Source organism: Micromonospora sp. NPDC000668 (genome assembly GCF_042897975.1).
GTDB lineage: Bacteria > Actinomycetota > Actinomycetes > Mycobacteriales > Micromonosporaceae > Micromonospora.
Genome location: NZ_JBIAYP010000003.1, coordinates 272,932 through 292,668, shown reverse-complemented (window position 1 = coordinate 292,668; position 19,737 = coordinate 272,932). Strand labels below are relative to the sequence as shown.

The following is a 19,737-nucleotide window of genomic DNA, read 5'->3' as shown; positions in this document are numbered from 1 at the left end:
GGCCGGCGTTCACCCGATCGACACCGGTGGTCACCGGGGATGGCAACCCGGGGCACTTACACAGATCCCATGGCCGTTCTGCATGCCGCTGGCGCACCCCTTACGACCAGCGGATACACCCTGCTGATCGCCGACGACCCCACCCAGGTCGCGGCCGCGCAACGCCTGCGTCACCAGGTGTTCGCCACCGAGCTCGGCGCCACCCTCCGCCCGGGCGAGGTCGGGTTGGACGTGGACCCCTTCGACGCCCACTGCGACCACCTCATCGTCCGCCAGGAGAGCACCGGCGAGGTGGTCGGTACCTACCGGCTGCTGCCGCCCGGCCGCACCAACCGGCGGTACGCCGAGGACGAGTTCGACCTCACCGCGCTCGACCCGCTCCGTGACGTCCTGGTCGAGGCGGGCCGGTCCTGCGTGCACCCGGATCACCGCTCCGGCGCGGTGATCAACCTGATGTGGGCCGGTATCACCCGTTACCTGCACCTGCGAGGCTCGCGCTGGCTCGGCGGCTGCGCCTCGGTGCCGGTGGCCGACGGCGGTCGCGCGGTCGCCGAGGTGTGGGCACAGGCCCAGGCCCGGCACCTGGCGCCGCCGCCGCTGCGGGTCCGCCCGCTGCGGCCCTGGTTCGCCGAGCCGGCCGCCCTCGTTGACCCGGCGACCACCGTCCCCAGCCCGGCCGGCCGGGCCCTGGTGCCGCCGCTGTTGCGCGGTTACCTCCGGCTCGGCGCGTGGATCAGTGGTGAGCCCTCGTACGACCCCGACTTCGGGGTCGCGGACTTCTACGTGCTCTTCTCGCTCGACCGGATGAACCCGCGCTACCTGCGGCACTTCCTGGGCGGGGTGGAGCGGTGACCGCCGTGTCGGATGACCTGTGGCGGCCCTCCTCCGGCTGCGACGAGGAGTGCCTGCCGGCGGCCGGCGAGGTGCCCACGGTGCCGGTGCCCCGCCGGGTCCTTCGGTTGGTCGCCGTGGCCGGCATGCTGCTGGCCGGGGCGGGGCTGGCGGTGCTCCTGCCGGTGTTGCCGGCACCGGAGCGGCAGGCGGCGGTGCGCGGTTGGGCCCGGGGCACCGCGCGGGCGTTCGGCGTCCGGCTGGTGATCCGGGGCCGGCTGCCCCGGCGGCGCGCACTGCTGGTCGCCAACCATGTCTCGTGGCTGGACATCCTCGCGGTGCTGGCGGTCGCGCCGACCCGGATGGTGGCGAAGCGTGAGGTCCGCTCCTGGCCTGTGCTCGGCCTGCTGGCCGCGGCGGCGGGCACGGTCTTCGTGGACCGGTCCCGGCCGCGGGCGCTGCCGGCCACCGTGCGCCGGGTGACCGACGCGCTGCGCGCCGGCCGGCCGGTCGCGGTCTTCCCGGAGGGTACGACCTGGTGCGCCGGGGACGGCGCGGCCGACTGCCGTCCCGGCGGCGGGTTCCGGCCCGCGATGTTCCAGGCGGCCATCGACGCGGGCAGCCCGGTGGTGCCGCTGCGGCTCGCCTACCGGTGCGAGGTCACCGGGACGGCCACCACGGCAGCCGCCTTCCTCGGTGCGGACACCCTGCTGCGCTCGATGGCGCGGGTGGTCGCGGCGCGGGAACTGGTGGTCTCGGTGACGATCGCCGCCGCGCTGCACCCGGCCCGCGACGCCGACCGGCGGTTGCTGGCCCGGGCCGCCGAGTCGGCCGTACACCTGCGGCCCGTGGCGGGTGCCGCGACGCGGGGCCGGCTGCACCCGGTGCCCACCTTGACGGTCGTCGCGCCGCCCGCATCCACGCCCGCGCTGACGCCGGACGCCGGCCGGGAGCTGGACCTGGCGGCCTGATCATCCACGCCACGGGGTGGACGCCGCTCCGTCCGGCGGCCTGACAACTGGCGGCAGTCTTGTGCTGTCGCGATGTATCGCGTTACTGTCTCGTTGTCGGACGCGCGTCGGCGCGTCGTCGAGGGGAGAACGCGATGACCGGATGGACGGTCGACAGCCCGCAGCGGCTCACCGTGGACGGCCCGGTCACCCGGCTGGACGTCCGCCTGGTGAGCGGGCGGCTCAACGTGGTCGCCACCGACGGCCCGACCCGGATCGACATCACCCGGGTCGGCCGGCGGCCCGTCCTGATCACCCACTCCGACGGCCGGCTCACCCTCCGCCAGGAGCGCGGTCGGGGCTGGGCGGACGCCCTGCGGTGGCTCCGGTCGCTGACCCGCTACCCGAAGGTGGACGTCTCCGTCGCGGTGCCCGCCGACGTCCTCGCCGACCTCCGCCTGGTTGCGGGCTCGCTGGTCGCCTCCGGGTTGCGACGGGAGACCACGGTCGACGTGACCGCCGGCCAGATCATCCTGATGGGGCTGCGCGGCAGCACCTCCGCGAAGATCACCTCCGGGCCGGTGGAGGCGCTCGGGGTGGGTGGTGACCTCACCCTGGAGACGGTCTCCGGGGAGGTGATCCTCGCCGACAGCGCCGCCGACCGGGTGCACGCCCAGACCGTTTCCGGAGCTATCACCTGCGACCTGGACAACCCTCGGGGCAGCGAGATCCGGCTCACCACCATCTCCGGCAGCATCACGGTGCGGGTCCGGGAGGACAGCGACCTCGATGTCCGGCTGCACACCGCCTCAGGCCGGATCACCAGCGGGTTTCCCCAGGTGCGGACCTCGACATTCCCGCTGGCCAACAGCGAGGGGGTGCTCGGCGCAGGCGAGGGTAAGCTCTGGGCTTCCGCCACCTCGGGCAGCATCGCGCTGCTCGCCCGGCCGGTGCGCGACGACGAGAAGGAGCTGCCGTGACCGCCGTGTTCAGCCACGGCCGGCTCCGGCTCTACCTGCTCAAGCTCCTCGACGACGGCCCGAAGCACGGCTACGAGCTGATCCGCCTCCTGGAGGACCGGTTCCTCGGGCTGTACGCCCCCAGCGCCGGCACCATCTACCCCCGGCTCCAGCGGCTGGAGGCCGAAGGGCTGGTCAGCCACACCGCCGCGGGCGGCCGCAAGACGTACGGCATCACCGACGCCGGCCGCGACGAGCTGCGCCAGCGCGACGGCGAGCTGGCCACCCTGGAGGCGGACATCGCCGCCTCGGTGGCGGACCTCTCCACCCTGGCAGGCGAGATCCGCAGCGAGGTGAGCGGCTCGGTGCGTGACCTCAAGCGGGAGCTCAACGCGGCAGCCCGGCAGACCCGGCGTACCCGGTGGGAGCCTTCGGCGCCTCCCCCTCCGCCGCCGCCCGGTCCGGCGTCGGCCAATGGGCCGAGCGCGGCCCTGCTCGACGAGTTCGACCAGCGGCTGGCCGCGTTCACCGCCGAGGTGGGCCGGCTGGCGCGGGCCCGGCAGTTCAGCGACACCCAGGTGCGTACCGCGATCCGACTGCTCGACGGCGCGCTGGACGGGTTGCGCCGGCTGCTGCGCTGACCGTCGTCGCCCGCCGGGCAGAGGTGGCGGCCAACGACTCACAGGGTTTTTGCAGGAAGTGTCCAGCGCCGACGCAGTGAGGTCACCGATGATGGGCACATGCCCGCTACCCAAACCGAGGCGCGACTGCTCGTCGTCGAGGACGACCCGAACATCCTCGAACTGCTCTCCGCAAGCCTGCGCTTCGCGGGGTTCGACGTGGCCACCGCGACCAGCGGCAGCGCGGCCCTGAATGCCGCCAAGGATCACCGGCCCGACCTGGTGGTGCTCGACGTGATGCTGCCGGACCTGGACGGCTTCGAGGTCATCCGGATGCTCCGCGAGGGCGGTACGCGTACCCCGGTGGTCTTCCTGACCGCCCGGGACGCCACCGACGACAAGATCCGTGGGCTGACCCTGGGTGGCGACGACTACGTGACTAAGCCGTTCAGCCTGGAGGAGTTGACGGCCCGGATCCGGGCCGTGCTGCGCCGCACCACCACCGGGGAGCAGGCCCCGTCCCGGCTCACCTTCGCCGACCTGGAGTTGGACGAGGAGACCCACGAGGTGCACCGGGCCGGGCAGCGGGTGCAGCTCTCGCCGACCGAGTTCAAGCTGCTGCGCTACCTGATGCTCAACGCCAACCGGGTGCTGTCCAAGGCGCAGATCCTGGACCACGTCTGGAACTACGACTTCCGGGGCGACGACAACATCGTCGAGTCCTACATCTCCTACCTGCGGCGCAAGGTCGACACCACCCAGCCCCGGTTGATCCACACCCTCCGCGGCGTCGGGTACGTGCTGCGCAAGCCAGCGGCGTGAACGCGGTCCAGCAGGCGAAGGGACGGCTGCGGGGCGTACCACTGCGGTTCAAGCTGGTCACCTCGGTGCTGGCGCTCGTCGCTGTCGCACTGCTGGTGATCAGCTCGCTGACCGCCTACTTCCTCCGCAACTACCTGGTGGGCCAGGTGGACGGGCAGATCAGGTCGACCGCCCAGGGTCTCGGTCAGCTGCTCCCAAAGCTGCGCAGCGGTGAGATCAACGCCATGCTGCCCAGCGACTACGTCGTGACCCTGGCCGACGACCAGCAGGTGTACCGGGCGATCTACGACGACATCAGTCTCGACCCCGAGCAGTTGCCCACCTTTCCCGCCAGCCGTGCGGGCTTCGCGGACCTGGAGGGGGAGCCGCGGACCGTCGTGTCCCACGACGGCCAGACCCGGTGGCGGGTGTACTACGCCGCCCAGCGCGACGGCTCGGTGCTGGCGGTGGGCCAGCCGCTGACCGAGGTGGACCGGGCGGTGCAGCAGCTCGTCTGGATCGACCTCCTGGTCGGCGGTGCGGTGCTGATCATGCTGGCCTCGATCGGCGCGGCCATCGTGCGGACCAGCCTCAAGCCGCTGGTGGAGATCGAACGGACCGCCGCGGCCATCGCCGGCGGTGACCTGACCCGTCGGGTGCCCGACCCGGAGGAGGGGCAGGAGTACCCCACGTCCGAACTGGGCCGGCTCTCCCGTGCGCTGAACGCGATGCTCGCCCAGATCGAGGCGGCGTTCACCGCCCGGGCCGCCTCGGAGACCGCCGCCCGCTCGGCCGAGAGCACCGCGCGGGACGCGGCCGCTGCCGCCCAGGCGTCCGAGGCGCGGGCCCGGCGCTCGGAGGGGCGGATGCGGCAGTTCGTCGCGGACGCCTCGCACGAACTGCGTACCCCACTGACCACCATCCGCGGCTTCGCCGAGCTGTACCGGCAGGGCGCAGCCCGGGCACCGGAGCAGACCGCCGGCCTGCTGCGCCGGATCGAGGACGAGGCGGCCCGGATGGGGCTGCTGGTGGAGGACCTGCTGCTGCTCGCCCGACTGGACCGGGAACGGCCGCTCTCGCTCGCCCCGGTGGAGCTGCCGGTGCTCGCCTCCGACGCGGTGCACGCCGCTCGGGCGATCGCGCCGGACCGGCGGATCGAGCTGGAGATCGAGCCCGGCTCGGGCCCCCTCGTCGTCTTCGCCGACGACGCGCGGCTGCGTCAGGTGATCGGCAACCTGGTCACCAACGCGCTGACCCACACCCCGCCGGACGCCGAGATCAAGCTGCGGCTGCGCGCCGAGCCGGGGAACCTCGCGGTGGTGGAGGTGGCCGACACCGGTCCGGGCCTCTCCCCGGAGCAGACGGAACGGGTGTTCGAGCGGTTCTACCGGGCCGACGCGGCGCGTACCAGGCGGGCCGACGGCAACACCGGCACCGGCCTCGGCCTGGCCATCGTGGCGGCGCTGGTCGCCGCCCACCACGGCTCGGTGGAGGTGACCGAGACCCCCGGCGGCGGGGCCACGTTCCGGGTCCGGCTGCCTCAGGCGCCTCAGGTCGACGAGACGGGCGAGTGACTTTCAGCCAACTTCCAGGACGGATCCAGCTTGATCGCAGTGGCCGGGGAGAAGGTAGTGGCATGACCGAGTTCGAGTCCGACCCGCAGCGCCGGCCGGCCGCCACCGACGCCGAGCCGTCGCACCCCACCGCCGAGCTGCCGCGCGACGAGCGCGCGCAGTCCGACTCCCCGACCACCCCTGTTCCGGTCGTGTCGACCACCGAGGACGCGGCGACCACAGCCGTCACCCCGGCCGTGCCCGCCGCCTCCGCCGGCCAACCGGCCAGCGCGCCGCCGGCCGTTGGGCAGCCGACCGGGTACGAGCCCGGCCAGCCGGCCAGCGCGCCGCCGGCCGTTGGGCAGCCAACCGGGTACGAGCCCTCGGCCGCCACCCCCTCCGCGCCGCCGTACCCGGTCTCCGGGCACCCGGCGCCCGGCCAGCACGGCTACCCGCAGCCGACCGCCGGCCGGTACCCCGGCTCTCCCTGGTACCCGGGCCAGCACCAGTCCGGCTGGGCCGGCGGGGGCCAGCCGGGCGCGGCGTACCAGCAGCACCAGCACCAGCAGCAGCACCCGGGGCAGCCGGTGCCGCCCTGGGGCCCGCAGGCCACGCCGCCCGGCACCGGGCCCCGGCCGGGCCGGATCGCCAAGTTCGCCGGCGCCGGTGTCGCGGTGTTCGCCCTGATGCTCGGCTCCGGCGTGGCGGGCGGGGCGCTCGCGCTCGCTCTCGACGGCGACGGTGGCGGTGTCACCCGCACCTACTCCGCGGCCCCGGTGCTCAACAGCGCCGACCTGCCGAAGATCGCCGCCGCCGTGCAGGACAGCGTCGTCTCCATCGCCACCGACAGTGGCGAGGGCTCCGGTGTGGTGCTCAGCGCCGACGGTTACGTGCTCAGCAACAACCACGTGGTCGCCTCCGCCAGCGGGGACACCGTGCAGGTGGTCTTCGCCGACGGCAAGACCGCCGAAGCGAAGATCATCGGTACCGACCCGAAGACCGACCTGGCCGTGGTGAAGGCCAACGGGGTCTCCGATCTCAAGCCGGCCACCTTCGGTGACAGCGACGGCATGCAGGTCGGCGACCAGGTGCTCGCCCTGGGCAGCCCGCTCGGCCTGCAGGGCTCGGTGACCGCGGGCATCCTCAGCGCCCGGGACCGCACCATCCGGGCTGGCGAGGGTCAGCAGCAGGACCCGAGCCAGCAGGGCCAGGCGGTCAGCTCGATCTCCGGCCTGCTCCAGACCGACGCCCCGATCAACCCGGGTAACTCCGGTGGCGCCCTGGTCAACACCCGGGGCGAGGTGATCGGCGTCAACACCGCCATCGCCACCTCCGGGCAGAGCACCGGCAACATCGGCGTCGGGTTCGCCATCCCCAGCAACAAGGCCAAGGACGTCGCGGGCAAGCTCCAGCGCGGCGAGAAGGTCAGCCACCCGTCGCTCGGGGTCGGCGTCAACCAGGCCGAGGGCGGCGGCGCACTGGTCGCGTCGATCACCGCGGGCAGCCCCGCCGAGAAGGCCGGCTTCCAGCGGGGTGACGTGATCACCCGGTTCGGCGACAAGGCGGTCAACGACTCCGACGACCTGGTCGGCGCGGTGCAGGCCGGCAAGGTCGGCGACCGGGTCGAGGTGCAGTTCAAGCGGAACGGCGCCGAGAAGTCGGCAACCGTGACGCTCGCCGAAACGTCCTAACCGATATCTGAACCTGCCTCCTCCCTCCGGCGGCGGGTGGCGGGGCCAAGGGGGTTGGCTCCGTCACCCGCCGCTCTTTTCCGCCCTGACGGCGGTTCACCCGGATCGGGTGAACCGCCGTCACCCGTGCGCCCGGCACGTTCGGAAGGCGAGCCCGCGACCGTACGGGGGGTGGATGCCATGAGCACGGCGACGGATGTCCGCGACGACCAGCAGATCCAGCGCGACGTCCTGGCCGAGCTGGCCTGGGACGCGCAGCTGCAACCGAACGAGATCGGCGTGACCGTCGACCAGGGGGTGGTCACCCTGACCGGATTCGTCGACGGCGCCGCCCGCAGTTGGGCGGCGACCCGCTGCGCGCAGCGCGTCCGTGGGGTGCGGGCGGTAGCCGACGAGATCGAGGTGCGGCTGCCGGGCACACCGGGGCGTACCGACGCCGAGATCGCCATCGCCGCCAGTCGGGCGCTGGAGTGGGACAGCTTCGTGCCGGCCGAGCGCCTGGACGTGACAGTCGCGAACGGCTGGCTGATGCTCCGCGGCGAGGTCGAGTTCGGCTGGCAGCGCCGCGCTGCCGAGGGGGAACTGCGCCGGCTGGACGGCGTACGGGGGATCACCAACCTGGTCGAGGTGCGACCGTCGGCGCCGCCGGCCGCCGAGCGGCTGCGGCGCGACGTACAGCGCGCGCTGCTGCGTACGCTCGGCGCCGACCGGGTGACCGTCGAGGTGGACGGCGACACGTTGGTCCTGGCCGGGGTGGTCCACTCGTGGTGGGAACGCGACCAGGTCGAGCGGGTGGCCTGGTCCGCGCCGGGGGTGCGGGTGGTCCACGACCAGCTCCTGGTCGGCGGTTGAGCGTCCGTCTTTGTCCGGTTTACCGGAGACGCCGTGGGGAAACCGCCGCAGACCATGCCGGCGGCGACGCTCGACCGGGGATCAACGGGGAGGACTCGTGGTTGTGAACCACCCGCCCGCCGACCGCCCTCCGGAGCGGTCGTTGCGCATCGCGATGGTGGTCCCGCCGTGGCTGTCCGTACCGCCGCCTGGCTACGGCGGCCTGGAACAGGTGGTCGCCGGCCTGGTGGACGCGCTGACCGGGCACGGCCACGCGGTAACCCTGTTCGGTGCCGGCGTCGAGCACGGCACCGCCGCTGGCGGCTTCGTCTCCACCGTTCCCGAGGTCCAGTACGAGCGGCTCGGCGAGTCACTGCCGGAGCTGGCCCACCTGGCCCGGGTGAACCAGATGATCACGGCGGCGGACTTCGACGTGATCCACGACCACACCACGATCGGCCCGCTGGTGGCCGGCCGCCGGGCCGTGCCGACGGTGGCGACCGTGCACGGCAACCCGGTGGGGGAGTACGGCGACGTGCTCGGCGAAGTCGACCAGGGGGTCGGGCTGGTGGCCATCTCGCACGCCCAGCGCCGGCTCAACCCGCTCCTGCCCTGGGTCGGTACGGTGCACAACGCGTTGGACATCCGGGGCTTTCCACGCAAGACCGCACCCGGTCCCGGGCCGGTGCTGTGGTTGGCCCGGTTCAGCCCGGACAAGGGCCCGGACTTCGCCATCCGGGCGTGCCGAGCGGCCGGGGTGCCGCTGCTGCTGGCGGGCAAGTGCAATGAGCCGGCCGAGCGCCGCTACTACGAGCAGGTGGTCGAGCCGCTGATCGGCGACGACGTCAGGGTCGTGTTCAACGCCGGCCGCGCGGAGACCCTGCGGATGCTGGTCGACGCCCGATGCCTGATCATGCCGATTCAGTGGGACGAGCCGTTCGGCATGGTGATGTTGGAGGCGATGGCGACCGGCACACCGGTGGTCGCACTCGACCGGGGCGCGGTGCCGGAGCTGGTCCTTCCCGGGGTGACCGGGCTGGTGTGCGAGCGGCCGGAGGACCTGCCCGAGGCCCTGCGGGCGGCGAAGAAACTGGACCCGGAGGACTGCGTGGCGCACGTCGCGGAGAACTTCTCGACCGAGCGCCTGGCGTCCGGCTACGAGGAGGTCTACCGACGGGTCGTCGCCGGCCGGCACGACGTCCGCGAGTCGGCCGGAGTCGCGGTCCGCTGATCAGCCTGCCCCGGTGCCGTTGTGGCCGCGGTCAGACCCGGGCCGCACCCAGCTCGGCGATGGCGGCGTCCAGCCGCTCCGCGTACGCCGGGCTGATGCCGCCCTCGCCCAGCCGGACGGCGACCTTCTCGCGCAGCCGAGCCACCGGCGGAGCCAGCTCGTCCCGGCCGGAGCCGACGGCCGCGGTCAGGTTGCGCAGCTCGTTGCGCAGGTCGAGACCGACGTCGGGGCGGATCTCCCCGGCGTCCAACCCGGCGCCGATCAGCCCGTTGAGCCGGCTGGCGGCCTCCACCAGCGTGCCCGGCTCCGAGGTGGGCGAGCCCGTGCTCGACCGCGCCGACGGTGACGCGGCCGGGCCGGACGGCTCGCTGATCGACGGATCGTTCGACGCGGACGCCGACGGACCAGCCGAAGGCTGCGTCCGTGGCGCTGGCTGCCGATCGTCGGGCAGCAGGGCCGCGACGGCCAGCGCCACACCGACCGCCAGGATGGCCGGAACCAGCAGCAGGGCCGGACGGCGACGCGACCGGCCCGGCCCACCGTCGGCCGGTCCCGCCTCCGGTGCGGCCGGTTCCGCCGCCGCCCCGCCGGTTTCGGTCGCCACGGTTTCCGGCACCGAGGGGGCCGGGGGCGGGGTCAGCGTGGGCACCCGGATGGTGGCCGTCGGCGGGTCGGCCGGCAGCAGCTGGTCGCGCAGCGCGGTGGAGACCTGCCGGGCGGTCGGCCGGTCGGCCGGATCCCGGGCCAGGCTGCGCAGGCAGATCCGGGCCACGACCGACGGCAGTTCCGGCACCTCGGCCAGCGTCGGCGGCGGGCCGCCCGCCAGCGCTGCGCTGAGCTGCTCCCAGGTGTCCGCCGGGTACGGGACCCGGCCGGTGAGCGCCTCGTGCAGCAGCACGCCGAGCGAGTACACGTCGGTGGCCGGCTGGGCGGGCGCGCCGTCGAGCCGTTCCGGTGCCACGTATGCCGGAGTCCCGAAGGTGCCGCCGTCCTCGTCCTCGTCCGGTGCCCCGATCCGGGTGGCGATGCCGAAGTCGAGCACCTTGACGCCCACGTCGGTCATCATCACGTTGGCCGGGGTGATGTCGCGGTGCACGATGCCGAGCCGGTGCGCGGCGGCCAGCGCGTCCGCGATCTGCGCGCCGACCTGGACCGCCTCGGCCCACGGCAGCGGCCCCTCGGTGAGCCGCAGCTTCAACTCCTCGCCGCTGAGCAGCTCCATCACGACGAACGAGGTGATGGAACCGTCCGGGTCGACCGTCTCGCCGTAGTCGTGCACCGAGGTCACGTGCGGGTGGACCAACTGGGCGGCGGCCCGGGCCTCCTCGCGCACCATGCCCCGGAACCGGGCGTCGGCGGCCAGCGACGGGGCGAGCACCTTGAGCGCGACGACCCGGTCCAGCACCTCGTCCCGGGCGCGCCAGATGACCGACATGCCACCGGCGCCGACCTGGTCGATGAGCCGGTACCTGCGGGCCAGCAACCGGCCCGGATGCAGTGCTGCCTTCACGGATCGCACCTGCCTCGGGGTGGGAGCGGTATCAGGTTGCGCGAATGTGTCCGGCCTGTCAACGCCGTCGTCGATGAGTGGCCCTGTCGTGCGCCGCCCCCTCCCGCGACGGCGGCCGACCGGTCGGCGGCGGGCCCGTGCCAGGATGAGTGGTATGGCGGGGGGACCGGTGGCGTTCGTACTCGGCGGCGGGGGAGTGCTCGGCGCGGTCGAGGTGGGCATGTTGCGTGCCCTGTTCCGGGCCGGCATCCAACCCGACCTGGTGCTCGGCACCTCGATCGGCGCGGTCAACGGCGCGCTGGTCGCCGCCGACCCGTCGGAGGCGGTGACCGACCGGCTGGTCCGGCTCTGGGCCTCGCCGGAGGCCAGCGAGGTGTACGGCGACTCGGTCGCCCGGCAGGTGCGCCGCTTCGCCGCCCGGACCCACCTGCACTCGCCCCGACCGCTGCGCCGCCTACTCGAATCCGAGTTGGGGGTGGACACCACCTTCGCCGACCTGCGGGTGCCGTTCCGTTGCTGCGCCGCGCACATCGAGCGGGCCGCCGAGCACTGGTTCGACAGCGGTCCGGTGGTGCCGGCGGTGCTGGCGTCGGCCTCGGTGCCCGGCCTGCTTCCGCCCACCGAGATCGACGGAGCGCACTATGTGGACGGTGGCATCGTCAACTCCATCCCGATCGGCGAGGCGGTGGCCGTCGGGGCCCGCCAGATCTTCGTCCTCCAGGTGGGCCGGATCGAACGGGAGCTGACACCGCCCCGGCGTCCGTGGGAGATCGCGCAGGTCGCGTTCGAGATCTCCCGCCGGCACCGGTTCTTCCGCGAGATGGCCGCGCTGCCCGAGGGGGTGGAGGTGCACGTCCTGCCGACCGGAGGGCTGAACCCGCGCGACGACACCCCGTGGGCGTACCGGGACATGGCGGCGGTGGGGCGGCGGATCAGCCGGGCGTACACCGCCTCCCGGCACTACCTGGCCACCCACGTGGTGCGGTGATGCCGTTGCCCCCCAGGTGGCTGCGCCGGCTGCTGTTCGCCCCTGCCGTGGTGCTGCTCGCGGTCGCCGTGGTGACCACGCTGCCGGTCTGGGCGCTGGTCGCCGCGGCCGCCTCCCCCCTGGTCCGGGGCCGGTTGCGCCCGCTGCGACTGCTCTGGATCGGCTGCGTGTACCTGGTCTGGGATGCCGCCGCGCTGCTCGCGCTCTTCGTGCTCTGGGTCGTCTCCGGCTTTGGCTGGCGGACCCGGTCGCCGGCCTTCCAGCGCGCGCACTACGTGCTGGCGGGCTGGTTCCTGCGGGTGCTGTTCTGGCAGGCCCACTGGACGCTGCGGTTGCGCATCGACGTGGTGGGCACCGACCCCGACACCGCCCTGCCCGGCCGGCCTGAACTGGTGCTCTGCCGGCACGCCGGGCCTGGCGACTCGTTCATCCTGATCCACGGGCTGGTCAACTGGTTCAACCGGGAGCCGCGGATCGTGCTCAAGGACAGCCTCCAGTGGGACCCGGCGATCGACGTGCTGCTCAACCGGCTGCCCAACCGGTTCATCGCGCCGACGCCGGAGCGCGGCGAGGAGACGGTACGCCAGGTCGGGCACCTGGCCACCGGCCTGGACGACAACGACGCCTTCGTGATCTTCCCGGAGGGCGGCAACTTCACCCCCAAGCGCCGGCTGCGTGCCATCGCCCGGCTGCGCTCCCTCGGCCTGGAGCGAATGGCCCTGCGCGCGGAACGGATGCGGCACGTGCTCGCCCCGCAGCCCGGTGGGGTGCTCGCCGCGCTGGACGCCGCCCCGGACGCCGGGGTCATCTTCGTCGCCCACACCGGGCTGGACCGGATGGTCACCGTCGCCGACGTGTGGCGCGAACTGCCGATGGACAAGCGGATCGTGATGCGGTTCTGGTCGGTGCCGCCGGAGGACGTGCCGACCGGTCGGCAGGAACGCATCGACTGGCTTTATGACTGGTGGGCGCGGATCGACACCTGGATCGCGGCCAATCGGGAGGTCGCCGCGTAGGGTGCGGACGTGGACCAGATCTGCGTGGTGACGACGGTGGTGGATGCGCGTTCGGTCGCCGACGTGCTGGCGGCCGCGGCCGTCGCCGGACGGCTCGCCGCCTGCGCCCAGGTCGGCGGTCAGGTGGACAGCACCTACTGGTGGCGGTCCGGGGTGGAGACCAGCACCGAGTGGTCGGTGCAGTTCAAGACCGCGCCGGACCGGCTCACCGCGCTGGTGGACCAGGTCCGGGCCAGCCACCCGTACGAGGTGCCGGAGATTCTGGTGTCCAGGGTGGAGAGCGGCGACCCCGGCTACGCCACCTGGGTACACGAGCACACGCGCCCCTGAGTACGCGCACTCTGGGCGGGCGCCCCGGCCGGTCTCGATGATGACCGGGTGGATGACACCGGCTATCCCTGCCCCGCCTGCGGCGCCCCGGCCGACCTGAGTACCGGGTGCGCCGGCTGCCGTCGTCCGCCCGACCCCGTCGCCGCCGAGGTGGTCCGGCTGGGCCGGGAGGTCGCCCAGCTCGCGCCGGAGGTGGAGCGGGCCCGCCGGACGTACGTCGAGCTGGCCGGGCGGCTGGCGGCCAGTACGCAGCGGCGGGCCGAGTTGGCCGCGCGCGTCCGCGCCGGGCTGGCCGCTTCCGTCGCCGTGCGCCCGACGCCGTCCACCGGCCCGACGCCGTTCCAAGGGCCGGGGACGCCCGCCGGCCAGGGGGTTCCGGAACCGGTCGGTACGGGATCCGCGGCTTCCGGCGCGGCGGAGACCTCGACGCGGACGGTCCAGGGCCTGCTCTTCGTCCTCGGTGGACTTCTTCTGAGTACTGCGGCCGTGGTCTTCACGGCGGTGGCCTGGGCGGCGGTGGGGGTCGGTGGACGGGCCCTGATCCTGGCGGCGGTCACCGCGCTCGTCCTGGCCGCCCCGCTGCTGGCGGTTCGTCGGGGGCTGCGCGGCACGGCGGAGACGTTCGCCGCGGTGGGGCTGCTGCTGGTGGTGCTGGACGGCTACGCGGCCTGGTCGGTGGACCTGGCCGGTGTGGCCGGCTGGCCGGGCAGCAGGTACGCCGCGCTGGTCGGGGGGGCCAGCGCGGCGGTCGCCGTGGCGTACGCCAGGTTGAGCCGGTTGACCGGGCCCTGGTTCGCCGCGTTGCTGGCCTCCCAGCCGGTGCTGCCGCTGCTCGCCGTCGAGGCCCGGCCGGCAGCGGGCGGTTGGGCGCTGGTCCTGCTCGGGGTGGCGCTGCTCGACCTGGCCGTGCTGGCCGCGCTGCGCGATCGGGGGCGGCCGGCCCAGCTCGCCGGCCGTGTGCTCGCCGGGATCGGGCACGTCGCCGCGCTGGTCGGTGCCGCCGGCTGCGCCCTGGTGCCGCTGCTGCTCGGCAGGGCGGCGGGTGCACCGCTGTTGGCCGGGGTTCCGCTGTTGCTGGTCGCGCTGACCGGGCTCGGTGCGGCACGGTTGGTCGGCGGACGGGCGCTGCGGGTGGTGGCGGCCGGGCTGCTGGTGCCGGTGCTCGCCGCCGCGCTGCTGCGCCCGGTGGCCGAGCTGCGGCCGTCACTGCTGCTGCTCGCGGCGGCCACGGTGGCCCTCGGGCTGGCCGGCGCCGTACGGCTGCTGCCCGCCGGCTGGCGGACCGGCCCGCGCGTCGGGGCGCTGCTGGTCTCGGCGGGCACGGTGCAGACCGCGGTGCTGATCACCGGCGGGCTGGCGGTCGCCGCCGGTGCCCGATCGCTGCCGCCGTGGACTGGTGCCGAGACGGGCCCGGACCTGGATTGGGGCTGGCAGGTGGCACCCGCTCTGGCGGTGGCGCTCGCCGCGATGGCCCTCCTGCTGCCCCGGGGCGCGCGGGTGCTGCTCGCCACGGCCGGCGCGGCGGCCGTGCTGCTCGCCGTGCCCGTCGGCTGGGCGGCGGCCTGGCCGGTCGTGGTGGCCGTGGACCTGGTCGGCGGGGTCATGCTGCTGCTCGCCGTGCTGGCCCGTCCGGCGGCCCGACCGGCCACGCTGCTCACCGGGGCGCTTGGCGGCGCCGTCCTGCTGGGGCACGGGCTGCTGGTGGCCCTGGCCGCCCCGGCCGCTGCCCTGGTGGCGCTCGGGACGATCACCGTGCTCGGGTTGGCACTGGCCGTGCGCCGGGCCGCCGGGCCGTACCGGTGGGTGGCCGGTCCGGGTCTGCTGGTCGCGCAGCTCGCGCTGCCGGCGGTCGCCGCGCTGGCGCTGTTCGCCGCGGGTGCACCGCCCTGGTGGCAGGCCCGGGCCGCGCTGGCCGCCGCCGGGCTGCCGCTGGTCGCGGTGCTCGCGGCGCGTCGCCACCGGGTCGAGCTGACCGGGTACGCGGTGACCGGTGCCGCGGTCGCGGTGACTGCCGCCGGGCTCGCGCCGCTGGTCGTGGCGGGGGATGAGCGGCTCGGGCTGTACGCCGCGCTGGCGGCGCTGGGCGTCGTGTTCGTCGCCCGACGGGACCTGCCGACAGCCGGCGATCAACCTGATGAGTCGCGGGTGCCGGCGGTCGGGGGGCCGCCGGTGGTCGGGGGGTCGTCGGCGGTCGGGGGGCCGCCGGCGATCAGCCGGTCGGGTCCACTGGTGGTGGCGGGCGCCGGGCTGGCGGCGGTCGCGGTGCTGGCCGCACTGCCGGCACTGCTGACTGCGCTCGCCGCTCCGTACGGCAGCCGGGGGCCGATCTGGTCCGGGGTGCCCACGGTCGTCGCCGACCCGGCGGCGCTCCCCGCCGGGCTGGCGCTGGTCGCGTTGGCGGTGGCCGCCGTGCTGATCGGCCGGGGGGTCCGACCAACGCTGCTGCCCGCGCTGCCGTTCGCCGCGGGTGCGCTGCCGGTGCTCCTCGTCGCGGTCCGCGCGCCCTGGCCGGTGCTGCCGGTAGCCGTCCTGCTCGCCGGGTTGGCCGTGCTGCTGCTCGCGGCCCTGGCGGTGCCCCGCCCGGCGCTCGCGCCGATGGCGGTGCCGGTGGGGGCGGTGTTGGCCGCCGCCGGTGTGGTGGGGCTGTTGGCCACCCGGGCGGGCACGCTCGCCGCCGAGGGCATGCTGCTGGTGGCGGCGGTGGCCGTCGCCGTCGGGGCGCGGATCGTCGAGGTGCGCGTCACGGGTTGTCTCGCGGCGGTGGGCGCGGCCTCCGCGCTGGCGGTGACCGTGCCGCTCGCCGGTGGGTTGCCGCTGCGGGCGGCGGCGTACCCGCTGCTGGGGGTGGCCGCGCTGGTCCTGGCGGTCGCCGCCGCGATCAGTCCGACGGTCGCTGCGGTGGGAGCGCCCACCGACACGTCCGGGGCGGGTGCTTCGGCCGACTGGAGTGTGGCGGGGCGGGCCCGGGTCGGGCGGGTGCTGGACGGTGCCGCGCAGGCGGTGGCGCTGGTGGCGGCACTGCTCGCGGTCGAGGTGGCGCGGCACCTCGCGACCGTCTGCGTGCTCTGGGGCGTCGCAGTGGCGCTGCGGCTGCTGCGCCGGGGCGAGCCGGCAGGCCGGCGGTGGGCATTCGCCGGCATCGCCGGTGGCAGCGAACTGCTCGGGGCGTGGGTGCTGTTGGCCGCGGGCGGGGTGACCGTGCTGGAGGCGTACACCCTGCCGGCTGCGACCCTCGCACTCGGCGCGGGCCTGCTGGCGCTGCGCACCCGGCCCGGGCTGACCAGTTGGCCGGCGCTCGGCCCGGGGCTGGTCGCGGCGCTGCTGCCGAGCCTGGTGTCGGTGCTGGCCGGTGCGGACCCGCAGCCGTGGCGGCGGCTGCTGCTCGGCGTGGCGGCGCTGGGCGTGGTGCTGGCCGGTGCCACCCGCCGCTGGCAGGCCCCGGTGCTCCTCGGCGGTGGGGTGCTGGCGGTGCTGGCGCTGCACGAACTGGCCCGCGGCTGGGACCTGCTGCCGCGGTGGATCTACCTGGGTGCCGGCGGTCTGGCGCTGATCGGACTCGCCGCCAGCTACGAGCGGCGGCGCCGCGACCTGGCCCGGATACGGGCCGTGGTGGCCCGGCTGGGCTGAGCCGAATCCCCGGGGGTAGGGCTCGCCCTACCCCCCATTCGGGGGTTGTCAGGGTTACTCAGCGCAACCAATGCCGGGAGACTCGAGATGAGCCCGGGCGCCCCGGCACGGGCGTGAGCGGGACGGGAGCACCAATGGCGCTCGGAGCGGTGGCGGAACCGCCGGTACGCCGGCGAGGCAGTGACTACGCACAGTTGTCCCGACGGATCAGCGAGGCAGGCCTGCTGGAGCGGCGCCCAGCCGCGTACGTCGCCCGCATCGTGATCACGCTCGGTGCCTTCGTGGCCGGCTGGGTCGCCGTGTTCCTGGTCGGCGACTCCTGGTGGCAGCTGCCGCTCGCAGCCGTGATGGCGGTGGCCACCACCCAGGTCGCGTTCCTCGGCCACGATGCCGGGCACCGCCAGATGTTCCGTCGGCGCGGCCCCAGCGAACTGGTGGGGCTGCTCGCCGGCAACGTTGCAGTGGGGATCAGCTACGGCTGGTGGGTCGACAAGCACAACCGGCACCACGCCAACCCGAACCACGAGGACGAGGACCCGGACGTCGGCGCGGGTGCCCTGGTGTGGACGCCCGAGCAGGCGCTGGAGACCCGTGGGTTCGGCCGCTGGATGGCCAAGCGGCAGGCGTACTTCTTCTTCCCGATGCTGCTGCTGGAGGGGCTGAACCTGCACGTGGCGAGCATCCGGGCGATCGTCGGCCGGGAATCGGACGGCGGGTACAGCACCCCGATGCGGCACCGGGCCGTCGAGGCGGGGCTGCTCGTCCTGCACACCGCCGGCTACGTGGCGCTGCTGCTGGCGGTCATGTCGCCGGGGAAGGCACTGCTCTTCGCTGTCGTGCACCAGGCGTTGTGGGGCCTCTACATGGGCTGCGCGTTCGCGCCGAACCACAAGGGCATGCCGATGCCGACCGCCGAGGACGAGCTGGACTTCCTGCGTAAGCAGGTGCTGACCTCCCGCAACGTGCGGGGCAGCCGGCTGGTGGACACCGCGCTGGGCGGGCTCAACTACCAGATCGAGCACCACCTGTTCCCGAACATGCCCCGGGCCAACCTGCGCCGGGCGCAGCCGATCGTTCGCGCCTACTGCGACGAGCAGGGCATCTCGTACACCGAGACCGGGCTGGTCGAGTCGTACCGGCAGGCGCTCGGCCACCTGCACGACGTCGGACAGCCGCTGCGCGGCTGAGGACGCCGGCCGCTGCGCGGCTGAGGACGTACCTGGTGGGGGCGGTGCCGGAGGGCACCGCCCCCGCTTCGTCGTGTGGGGTCCGCCCCGACACCCCGCCACCGCTGGTCGGTGGCACTCGCCGTGCCCGGTAGGGTCGGCGCATGGCAGACCTGCTCACCGCGGAGGCGGTGCGAGACGAGCTGGGCGGGCTGACGGGCTGGTCGGGCGATGGCACCGGGATCAGCCGCACGGTGGAGCTGACCAGCTTCCCGGCGGCCATCGCGGTGGTCGACCGGGTGGCCGGGACAGCCGAGGAGCTGGACCACCACCCTGACATCGACATCCGCTGGCGCACGCTGACCTTCCGCTGCGTCACCCACTCGGCCGGCGGGGTCACCCACCGCGACGTCGACCTGGCGCGTCGGATCGACGAGATCATTCGGAGCGCCCGATGAGGTTTGAGATCAGCAAGGTGCTGGACGCCATCGAGGGCCGGGTCTGCACGGACCCGTCGCTGGCCCGGGCCGTGCTCGACCTGGCCGAGGTGATCCGCTACCAGGACATCGACGGCGGCCGGCCGGCCAGCCTGCTGCGGCTCGGCATGGTCATCGACGCGCTCTCCCGCGAGCTGGAGGAGGACAGCGTCCAGGTCTACGCCGTGGTGCACCGGGCGCTGCTCTCCGATGCCGACCTCACCTCCAACGAGCGGATGGTGGTCCGCCGCTGGGCCGACGACGGGCTCGTCGAGGTGCTCGACAACCCGGGCGACCGGATGTTGGAGGTCGCCGATCTGCTCGGGCTTCCGGTGCTCAGCCGGGTCCGCTTCGACGGGCTGCGCGGGCGGTTCCCGTGGCTGGTCGAGCAGGCCGGACGGGTGCTCGCCCCGGTGCCCGGTGCCGGCGGACCTGCGTTCATCGCGCACGTCGGTGGCGGGCACACGCCGGTTGCCGGCAAGCGTTCGCCGACCGGGGCGAAGCTGCTGGCCCGCCAGTGGCGCTGCCCCGAGCCGGGCTGCGCGCTCTTCGGCAGTGGTGGCGGAGGCGGCGCGTTCGCCGACCTGGCCCGGGTGGTGGAACGCAGCCCGGCCGGTCAGCCGCCGCCCGCGCTGCGCAACGGCGTACCGACCTGCCCCCGGCACGGCGTGCGGCTCGGTGACGCCGGCCCCCGGCCACGCTCCGAGGTGCTCGCGGTCCGCGTCGGCGGCCTGGTCCGGCGGCGGTTCGTGCTGACCGAGGAGCAGCCGGTGGTGGCCGGTCGGGCCCCCGAGCAGGACGGCGGGATCATGCTCGGGCAGTGGCTCAACGACGAGGCCCGGCGGTGGATCAGTCGTGGGCACGTCCGCTTCGAGCTGCGGGTCGGCGAGGTCATCGTGACCGACGTCAGCACCAACGGCTCCGGCATCCGGCCGGCCGGCTCGATGGCCGAGTCCGACCGGATCCCCCTGGCCCCGCAGCAGTCCCGGGTGCTGGGCGAGGGCGACATGGTGGAGCTCTACCCCGGGGTGCAGGTCGGCCGCGCCGAGGAGCTGCCCGCCGGCGCCCCGTTCACCCCGACCTCGGTGATGGCCGAGGCCCCCACCATGGCGATGCGCCTACCCCGCGCCTGACGTGCGGGCGGGCGCCGGGACCGT

17 protein-coding genes are annotated in these 19,737 nt (G+C 74.5%); 16 read left to right on the top strand and 1 reads right to left on the bottom strand.

The genetic code is table 11. From position 1 onward, the window contains the following. Positions 1-69 precede the first annotated feature (69 nt). The 9 genes from ACFY29_RS17520 to ACFY29_RS17480 all read left to right on the top strand — a co-directional run bounded on the left by ACFY29_RS17520 (position 70) and on the right by ACFY29_RS17480 (position 9,467). The gene (locus ACFY29_RS17520; RefSeq protein WP_386987308.1) at positions 70-852 is read left to right on the top strand and encodes a GNAT family N-acetyltransferase; all 783 of its coding nucleotides are present in this window, start codon (positions 70-72) and stop codon (positions 850-852) included. Further along, the gene (locus tag ACFY29_RS17515; RefSeq protein WP_386987306.1) at positions 849-1,802 is read left to right on the top strand and encodes a lysophospholipid acyltransferase family protein; all 954 of its coding nucleotides are present in this window, start codon (positions 849-851) and stop codon (positions 1,800-1,802) included. The genes ACFY29_RS17520 and ACFY29_RS17515 overlap by 4 nt, the downstream gene beginning before the upstream one ends. 134 nt (positions 1,803-1,936) lie before the next feature. After that, entirely contained in the window at positions 1,937-2,761 is an 825-nt protein-coding gene (locus tag ACFY29_RS17510) for a DUF4097 domain-containing protein (RefSeq protein WP_386987303.1), read from the top strand. Next, positions 2,758-3,381, top strand: a complete 624-nt coding sequence (locus tag ACFY29_RS17505) for a PadR family transcriptional regulator (protein WP_328419968.1) — start codon at positions 2,758-2,760, stop codon at positions 3,379-3,381. The genes ACFY29_RS17510 and ACFY29_RS17505 overlap by 4 nt, the downstream gene beginning before the upstream one ends. A gap of 99 nt (positions 3,382-3,480) precedes the next feature. Further along, a complete protein-coding gene (locus ACFY29_RS17500; RefSeq protein ID WP_030336721.1) occupies positions 3,481-4,182 on the top strand; it encodes a response regulator transcription factor in 702 nt (233 codons plus the stop codon). Further along, entirely contained in the window at positions 4,179-5,735 is a 1,557-nt protein-coding gene (locus ACFY29_RS17495) for an ATP-binding protein (protein WP_386987298.1), read from the top strand. The genes ACFY29_RS17500 and ACFY29_RS17495 overlap by 4 nt, the downstream gene beginning before the upstream one ends. Before the next feature lie 62 nt (positions 5,736-5,797). After that, the gene (locus tag ACFY29_RS17490; RefSeq protein ID WP_386987295.1) at positions 5,798-7,405 is read left to right on the top strand and encodes a trypsin-like peptidase domain-containing protein; all 1,608 of its coding nucleotides are present in this window, start codon (positions 5,798-5,800) and stop codon (positions 7,403-7,405) included. Between the two features lie 180 nt (positions 7,406-7,585). Further along, positions 7,586-8,257 carry a BON domain-containing protein gene (locus ACFY29_RS17485; RefSeq protein ID WP_386987293.1) on the top strand — a complete coding sequence of 224 codons (672 nt, stop codon included), beginning with the start codon at positions 7,586-7,588 and terminating at the stop codon, positions 8,255-8,257. 154 nt (positions 8,258-8,411) lie between these two features. Then, positions 8,412-9,467: a glycosyltransferase family 4 protein gene (locus tag ACFY29_RS17480; RefSeq protein WP_386988469.1), complete on the top strand. Its 1,056-nt coding sequence runs from the start codon at positions 8,412-8,414 to the stop codon at positions 9,465-9,467. A gap of 31 nt (positions 9,468-9,498) precedes the next feature. Here the strand turns inward: ACFY29_RS17480 and ACFY29_RS17475 are convergent, their stop codons facing one another. Continuing rightward, the gene (locus tag ACFY29_RS17475) at positions 9,499-10,977 is read right to left on the bottom strand and encodes a protein kinase (protein WP_386987290.1); all 1,479 of its coding nucleotides are present in this window, start codon (positions 10,975-10,977) and stop codon (positions 9,499-9,501) included. Positions 10,978-11,131: 154 nt separating this feature from the next. Here ACFY29_RS17475 and ACFY29_RS17470 point away from each other — a divergent pair, with 154 nt between their 5' ends. From ACFY29_RS17470 to ACFY29_RS17440, 7 genes are all read left to right on the top strand, one after another. Next, entirely contained in the window at positions 11,132-11,965 is an 834-nt protein-coding gene (locus ACFY29_RS17470; protein WP_386987287.1) for a patatin-like phospholipase family protein, read from the top strand. Then, positions 11,965-12,981: a 1-acyl-sn-glycerol-3-phosphate acyltransferase gene (locus tag ACFY29_RS17465; RefSeq protein ID WP_328419956.1), complete on the top strand. Its 1,017-nt coding sequence runs from the start codon at positions 11,965-11,967 to the stop codon at positions 12,979-12,981. Before ACFY29_RS17470 ends, ACFY29_RS17465 begins: the two co-directional genes overlap by 1 nt. A gap of 9 nt (positions 12,982-12,990) precedes the next feature. Then, positions 12,991-13,311 (top strand): divalent-cation tolerance protein CutA, encoded by a 321-nt coding sequence (cutA, locus tag ACFY29_RS17460; protein WP_328419954.1) that lies wholly within the window; start codon positions 12,991-12,993, stop codon positions 13,309-13,311. Positions 13,312-13,359: 48 nt separating this feature from the next. After that, positions 13,360-16,938 (top strand): SCO7613 C-terminal domain-containing membrane protein, encoded by a 3,579-nt coding sequence (locus tag ACFY29_RS17455; RefSeq protein WP_386987283.1) that lies wholly within the window; start codon positions 13,360-13,362, stop codon positions 16,936-16,938. Between the two features lie 134 nt (positions 16,939-17,072). Further along, positions 17,073-18,125: an acyl-CoA desaturase gene (locus tag ACFY29_RS17450; RefSeq protein ID WP_328419950.1), complete on the top strand. Its 1,053-nt coding sequence runs from the start codon at positions 17,073-17,075 to the stop codon at positions 18,123-18,125. A gap of 143 nt (positions 18,126-18,268) precedes the next feature. Beyond that, positions 18,269-18,562, top strand: coding sequence for a 4a-hydroxytetrahydrobiopterin dehydratase (locus ACFY29_RS17445; protein WP_355608580.1), 294 nt, complete (start codon positions 18,269-18,271; stop codon positions 18,560-18,562). Beyond that, positions 18,559-19,713 (top strand): FHA domain-containing protein, encoded by a 1,155-nt coding sequence (locus ACFY29_RS17440; RefSeq protein WP_328419946.1) that lies wholly within the window; start codon positions 18,559-18,561, stop codon positions 19,711-19,713. Before ACFY29_RS17445 ends, ACFY29_RS17440 begins: the two co-directional genes overlap by 4 nt. Positions 19,714-19,737 lie beyond the last annotated feature (24 nt).